General features: G+C 30.6%; 3 protein-coding genes and 1 pseudogene. 3 read left to right on the top strand and 1 reads right to left on the bottom strand.

Annotated elements, in window-relative coordinates; translation table 11 throughout:
• Window positions 1–561: pseudogene (locus C7U54_RS12000) on the bottom strand (transposase family protein); the annotation flags it as partial.
• A gap of 219 nt (window positions 562–780) precedes the next feature.
• Between C7U54_RS12000 and C7U54_RS11995 the strand changes: the two are divergent.
• From C7U54_RS11995 to C7U54_RS11985, 3 genes are all read left to right on the top strand, one after another.
• Window positions 781–4,338: a SpaA isopeptide-forming pilin-related protein gene (locus tag C7U54_RS11995; RefSeq protein WP_107030455.1), complete on the top strand. Its 3,558-nt coding sequence runs from the start codon at window positions 781–783 to the stop codon at window positions 4,336–4,338.
• 55 nt (window positions 4,339–4,393) lie between these two features.
• Window positions 4,394–5,800, top strand: a complete 1,407-nt coding sequence (locus C7U54_RS11990; RefSeq protein ID WP_107030454.1) for a SpaA isopeptide-forming pilin-related protein — start codon at window positions 4,394–4,396, stop codon at window positions 5,798–5,800.
• A 63-nt stretch (window positions 5,801–5,863) separates the two neighbouring features.
• Window positions 5,864–6,712: a class C sortase gene (locus C7U54_RS11985; protein WP_107030453.1), complete on the top strand. Its 849-nt coding sequence runs from the start codon at window positions 5,864–5,866 to the stop codon at window positions 6,710–6,712.

Below are 6,712 nucleotides of genomic sequence, written 5' to 3'. Positions count from 1 at the left end.
AGTTCTGGATTCAACGATATCAATAATCAAATTGTTTTCAAAGTTCATAAGGATAGCAGGATATTTATATTTGGAGTTTCTAGAGAAATAAAATTCATCAATCAATAGAACTCTAGGAAGGCTATGTCTTTTAATTCTGACAAAAGTATCAAATATTTCCATGATTCTGGTAGAAGAAACACCAAACATTCTAGCAATGGAAGCATAAGTAGCATTATAAGGTTTTAACCTGTTTAGAATAGAAAAGATAGCTGTTCTAGTAAAAGACCAATCACCATAAGCAATAGGATTTAYATCAGAAAAAGAAGCATTACAGTCAATGCATTTATACCTTTTAACATAAGTAATCATCTTTACAGGTTTATCATTAACAGGTACAGATACAAGAGATCTTTTCTTATTGCCTTTACTAATGAAATGAGTGCTGCCACATGTAGGACATGAAAATCTAGATGGCTTGAATCTAATATCGATTTCATAATTAGATTCTTTATGATCTACAGTAAATGTTTCAACAACATCATCCTTGATATCAAATAGTTTTAATAATTCGTTGTTCATAATAATAATTTAATCAGGAYCAGACAGTAAAATTGTATCAAAAAAGGGGATGATTCACATCCCCGCGAGAATTTAGAGGGTACTCCGCCTAATAATTTAGAGTGAACCTCTAAGCACCGGATAATTTAATATACCAAAAAGAATAGGCGGCTTTTTACCGTCTTATAGGAATATTTAATAAAATGGTGAATATATATATTAAAATGGGAGGTAAAAATTATGCTGAAACGTATGAGAAGAATTGGTTTATTTGTTCTAGCAATAGCGGTAGTTATTAGTAGTGCGATTATTGCCTCTGCTAATGAAAGAAGTGGTACAAACGGAAGTGCAACAACCCAATCAACCGCTTCTAGTTATGTAATAGAAAATAAAAGTAGCGAAAAAAAAGATATTACAGTTACAATTCAACATTATAATGGAAGCAAAAAAATCTATTCAGATGATGTGAAAACTCTATCTTATGGATCAAAAATCAACGATTACGCTAAAGCAATAAATTGGGATGTAAGTAGTGTAACTGTTGATGGAAATGCCGTATCAAATAAAAATTATATTGAATTGACAGGAACTGGAAGTGCAACGGTTGTAGTGAATTACACTGCCAAAGAAACAGATGTATTAGGAGATACTTCTTTCTATGATTACACAGTAAGAGCTGGTGAATCAAATGGAAAATATTATTCTTTTAATATGTTAGGAGATAATACTAATCAAAGATTGACATCTGGTACATCTAGAAATTCATGGAAAGGTGTTTATTGGAATGGATGGCAAAATATTGAATATCAAAGTAGAAGTGATTTAGGTACAGGAAACAATTATGAAACATATTCTTATGAATTGATGAAAGATGACTATGATGTTAATGCTTATACAGGAAGCAGCAAAGTAATTAAAGGATTGTTGAATGGTATAGATAGTGATGGAAATGTAAAATTTAATTATACTGAACCAGGATTCTTTGTTAAGAGTAATGAAACAGTAACAATCAATGGAAAAGAAACTTATCTTAGACGTTATATAGATAGTATGAATTTGAAATTTCATAAAACAGGTGATACTTATAAATTAACTTCAGTTATTGATACAGCACAAAATAATAAAGAAGTGACAACAAGTGGTTCAAATTTCTTCCCACTTAATGATTATTCTACAGAAGGAACACCAAATTACTTTTTTGGAATGAGATATGATGTTGAATTCACAATAGGTGATTATGTCGGTGATTTGACTTATAAATTTACCGGTGATGATGATATGTGGGTGGTTTTAGATAATACCAATGTCATTATTGATTTAGGTGGAATTCATGATGCAGCTACAGATAGTGTTGATTTGTGGAGTAAATTAGGCTTAACTCCTGGAAGTTTAACAGAAGAGCAAAAAAATCAAACGCATAAATTAACAATTCTTTATATGGAACGTGGCGCTGCAGAATCTAATTGTCAAATGGAATTTACTCTTCCAAATGCAAAAGTTGTTGATGTTATAGAAAAGCCAAAAGCTGATTTGAATCTTCAAAAGGTTGATGAAAACGGAAATGGATTAAGTGATGCAGTATTTAAGTTAGAAAATGATTCAACAAAAGAAGCAAGTAGAGTTAAATCAACTAGTGATGGAAATATTACTTTTAGTGGTTTAAAAGAAGGTACCTATACCTTAACAGAAGTAAGTGCTCCAGATGGTTATTTAGTTTCTGATGATACATGGAAAGTAAGAGTTACAGTTGATAGCAATAATAATGCAGTAGCAAAGCTCTACTTGGTTAAAGATGATCAAGAACAAGAAGTAGCACAAACAAATGGTAAATATAAAATTGAAAATAAAAAGGTTCAAGAAATTATTGAAAACTCTTTACAATATGACAAGACTGCAAAAGTAAAAGATTGGGATGAAAGAACATATGATATTAACATTACTGCTAAATCTTTATCTACAAGTTCAAGCGTAGTTCAAAAAGAAGCAGTAGCTGATATTATGATGGTTTTAGATATTTCAGGTAGTATGCTTTACAATGGGAATAGTAACAATCCTACAGATAAGGGAGGATTTAGAGCTGTTGGAAAATACTGTGATGTAAAAAATAGTTTAGATGTTAATAAGGTGTATTATTATGATAATACATTAACAAATGTTTCATATAAGCATACTAATGGTAATTCATATACTTATAAAAACGCTAAATATCCAATGATTTATATAAATGATACATGGAAATATTATAACGGAAGTAGTTGGGTAAATGTACCAGATAAGATTTCAGGTTATTATGGAAATAAAAGGGATAACAACACAACAATTTATACATTGGATAGTGGATTAACTGGATTAAAAGAAGCATCTTCAGCATTTATTTCAGCAACAGCAGAATCCTCAGAAAATAGTAGAATTGGTGTTGCAACATTCAATGCTTATGGAAATAATTTAAGCAATCTAGTAAATGCAAGAGATAATAAAAATAGCTTAAAACAAACAATTGCAAGTATCTATGCAGCTGGTGGTACGTCTCCTCAAAAAGGCTTAAGTATAGCACAAACTAATTTAGCTAATTCTAAACGTACAGATGTTCCTCAATATGTTATTTTATTTACAGATGGGGCACCTTCTGAAGACACGGATAAAAATGATTCCAAAGAAATAGCAAGACAATTAAGAGAATCGGGTATAACGGTATATACAGTTGGATTAAAGTTGAATGATGAAACATCTAATTGGTTATCTGAAAATATTGCATCAACAAATTGTGCTTTTACAGCAGCAAATGTTGATGAATTAAAGGTAATCTTTGCTAAAATTCAACAAACAATATCACAAAATATTGATATTAAAAATGCTAATATTGTTGATGTAATTGATCCACGTTTCCAACTAGTAGGTAATGATGGAAATGTTATAACAGATGATGAACTTAAGCAAGGTGAAATAGAAATTACAGGAACTAATGGCAAAGTTGGTATGGCGTATTATGATGAAGTTAATAATACCCAAGCAATTAGATGGACTGACCAAACGATTCCAAATGTTAATACTGGTGAATGGAACACAACAATAACTGTTAAAGCACGTGACAAATATATAGGTGGTAATAACGTTCCAACTAACGTAAGTCCAGATTCAAAAATAACGACAGGTTTTGGTGAAGCTGTTTTACCTCAACCTAAAGTGAATGTAAAAGTTGATATTGCAACCAGTAATGATGATATTTGGATCAATAGTGGTGAGACAGTTCCAGTTGATGATACTAATATTGGAAATAGTAAAGTCTTTGATATAGAAAATGTTGTTAATAGTAAAGGTAATGTTGTATATAAGTACATTGAATCAACGAAAGAATTTGAAAAAATTACAAAAGGCGATTTAACTATACAATGGTATACTGATGATCAATGTACATCAGAAACTACGAAAGATAAGATTTCTAAAGTTAAACCAGATGGTAGAACGGATTTCTTCTTAAAAGTAGGATATGATGGTGGTAGTGCTACTGATGAAAGTAACACAAATACCAATGGAAATAAGGTTGGTAATAGTGAATCTAATATAGGATATGCTATTAACGATGGTAAAAATGGTAATGACAAAGAATGTGTTACTGATTTTGAAAATTGTAAAAAGAATAAATCTGAATATGGTATTTATAGAATACATGTGAAATATACTTTACCTGAAACAGGTGGAACAGGAATTTATTGGTATATGGCAGGTGGTATGTTGCTTATGATGGTAGCAGCAGTTGCTATATATAGAAAAAGGTATAATGAGTATATGAATAAATAGGAGACTATTTATTCATAGCTCTTATATATAAATAAAAAAGAAAGGGAGATTGAATATGAAATTATTTAAAAAAGTTTCAGCAATGATGGTTTCATTATTGATGGCACTAGCAATGATGGTACCAGTAGCTGCTGCTAATCCAACAATTACAGTAAAAAACATTGCTGCAGATGAAAATGTAACATTATCTTATTTAAAAGTTGTTAAACAAGATAAAACTACAAAAACAGGATGGGCTTTTGTTGATGAAACAGTCGCTCAAATTTTTAGAGATGAGTATAATAAAACTGATGAAAAAACTGATGATCAAGCTGTTGATCAAGCTATTTTAGCTTCATTAGCTAATAGTGCTGCTCATTCTAAAGCGTTAGCTAGATTAGGTAACTTAAGTGGATTTACTGGATTTACAAATAACGGTGAAAGAAAAACAGAAGTAGATGGTGCAGGGTTATATGTTGTTAAAGTTGTAGATAACTCAAATAAATATACTTATAATGTTATGGCTGCTCCAATTAATTTTGAATATGCTAATAATCCAGCAACATTAAAAAATGCTGAATTAAATGTAAAAAGATCGGAAACTAAATTAACTAAAACAGTTAATGATGCAGATGGTGCTGTACACAATGGTCAAACAGTGACTTATACAATTAATGTAAAAGTTCCTTCAATTGATCCAACTAAAAAAAATAAGTTATTTAAAGTAACTGATGCATTAACAGGTGCAGAATACAAAAAAAATACAGTTGTTGTTAAATTAGGGGATAATGAAATAAATATTGCTCCTACATTTGATGATGCAACTAATTCATTTGAATTAGATTTATCATCTTTAATTGATGATACAAACAGTAATGCTGGAAAAGATGTTACAATTACTTATAATGTATTGGTAACTTCTGAAAATGATAAAGTAAGAAATACGGCTAATGTAAGTCGTACAGGTTCAGAAAATTATTCAAGTGATTCTGTAGATTTATATGAAGGTGCAATTACTTTAACAAAAACAAATGATTATGAAAAAGAAAGTGATAAAAAATTATTAGCTGGTGCAGGATTCAATGTATTAGATAAAGATGGAAATGTTCTTAAATTTGTTGATAAAGGTAATAACACTTATGTATTAGCTAAAGATCAAACTGGTGTCGTAACTGAAGTTGTAACTGGTGCAAATGGTCAATTAGTAGTTAAAGGTTTAGATAAAGGTGAATATCAATTTAAAGAAGTTACTGCTCCTGATGGATATTCTATTAATGAAACTAATTCAAGCGCGACTTTAACAATTAGTGGTGATAAAGCAACTGCAGAATTTACTGCTGATACAGATATGAGAGATACAGAAGTAGGTGCACTACCTGAAACTGGTGGTATTGGTACTACAATCTTTACAGTAGGTGGATGTGCAATTATGGTTGTAGCTGCTGCATTATTCTTTATGAATAAAAAGAAACATGAAAAATAAAATAATTATCAGAGGCTTTTAGCCTCTGATTCTTAAAATGATATAAGAATAAGGAGAGTCCAGATGAAAAAGAAGTTAAGCAATATAGTTATAATCTTGATATTCGTTGCTGGTTTGTCCTTATTGGTATATCCATTTGTTGCCAATAAGTGGAATAGTTATAGACATGATTGTTTAATCAGTAACTATGAAAAGATAGTAAGTCAAAAGAGTGATTCAATAGATTATGATGCAGAAATGAAAAAAGCAAAGGCATATAATGATGCTTTAGCACCACATATTTTGCCGGATTCATTTATTAAAGCAGAAAATCAAAAGTCAGAAGATAAGTCATATACTTCAGCTTTAAATCTTGCTGGTGATGGAATAATGGGTATTGTTGAAATTCCTAAAATAGATGTGAAGTTACCTATTTATCATACAACGAGTGAAGAAGTATTAAGTAAGGCTGCTGGACATTTGGAAGGAAGTTCTTTACCTATAGGGGGTAAAGATACGCATGCAGTTATCTCTGCACATAGGGGGTTGCCAAGTGCAACATTATTTACTGATTTGGATCAAGTTAAAAAGGGAGACCACTTTTTGGTCCATGTTTTGAATAAAACGTTATGTTATGAAGTTGATAGTATTGTTGAAACTGAACCTGATGATACATCAGCTTTGGCTGTGCAAGAGGGAAAAGATTTAGTTTCGTTGCTTACATGTACACCTTATGGTGTGAATACTCAACGTTTGATTGTAACAGGTCATCGTGTTTCTTATAACAAATCTGTTGTAAATAAGGAAAAGAAAAATGGTTTTACAAGTCTTCATACGAATTATTTGTTATGGGTTATTGTTGGTTTAGCTGTTACTGGTGGTTTTATCTTTATTTTATATAAAAAGGATAAAAAGATGAGATCTAAGGAGTAG

This window comes from Faecalibacillus intestinalis (genome assembly GCF_003024685.1).
Lineage (GTDB): Bacteria > Bacillota_I > Bacilli_A > Erysipelotrichales > Coprobacillaceae > Faecalibacillus > Faecalibacillus intestinalis.
Note: the sequence above shows the minus strand (reverse complement) of the source record. Positions and strands in the feature narration are given on the sequence as shown.

Excerpts from the sequence above, each read along its gene's own strand:
- C7U54_RS11995 (WP_107030455.1), top strand. The coding sequence starts at position 781 with ATGCTGAAACGTATGAGAAGAATTGGTTTATTTGTTCTAGCAATAGCG.
- C7U54_RS11990 (WP_107030454.1), top strand. The coding sequence starts at position 4,394 with ATGAAATTATTTAAAAAAGTTTCAGCAATGATGGTTTCATTATTGATG.
- C7U54_RS11985 (WP_107030453.1), top strand. The coding sequence starts at position 5,864 with ATGAAAAAGAAGTTAAGCAATATAGTTATAATCTTGATATTCGTTGCT.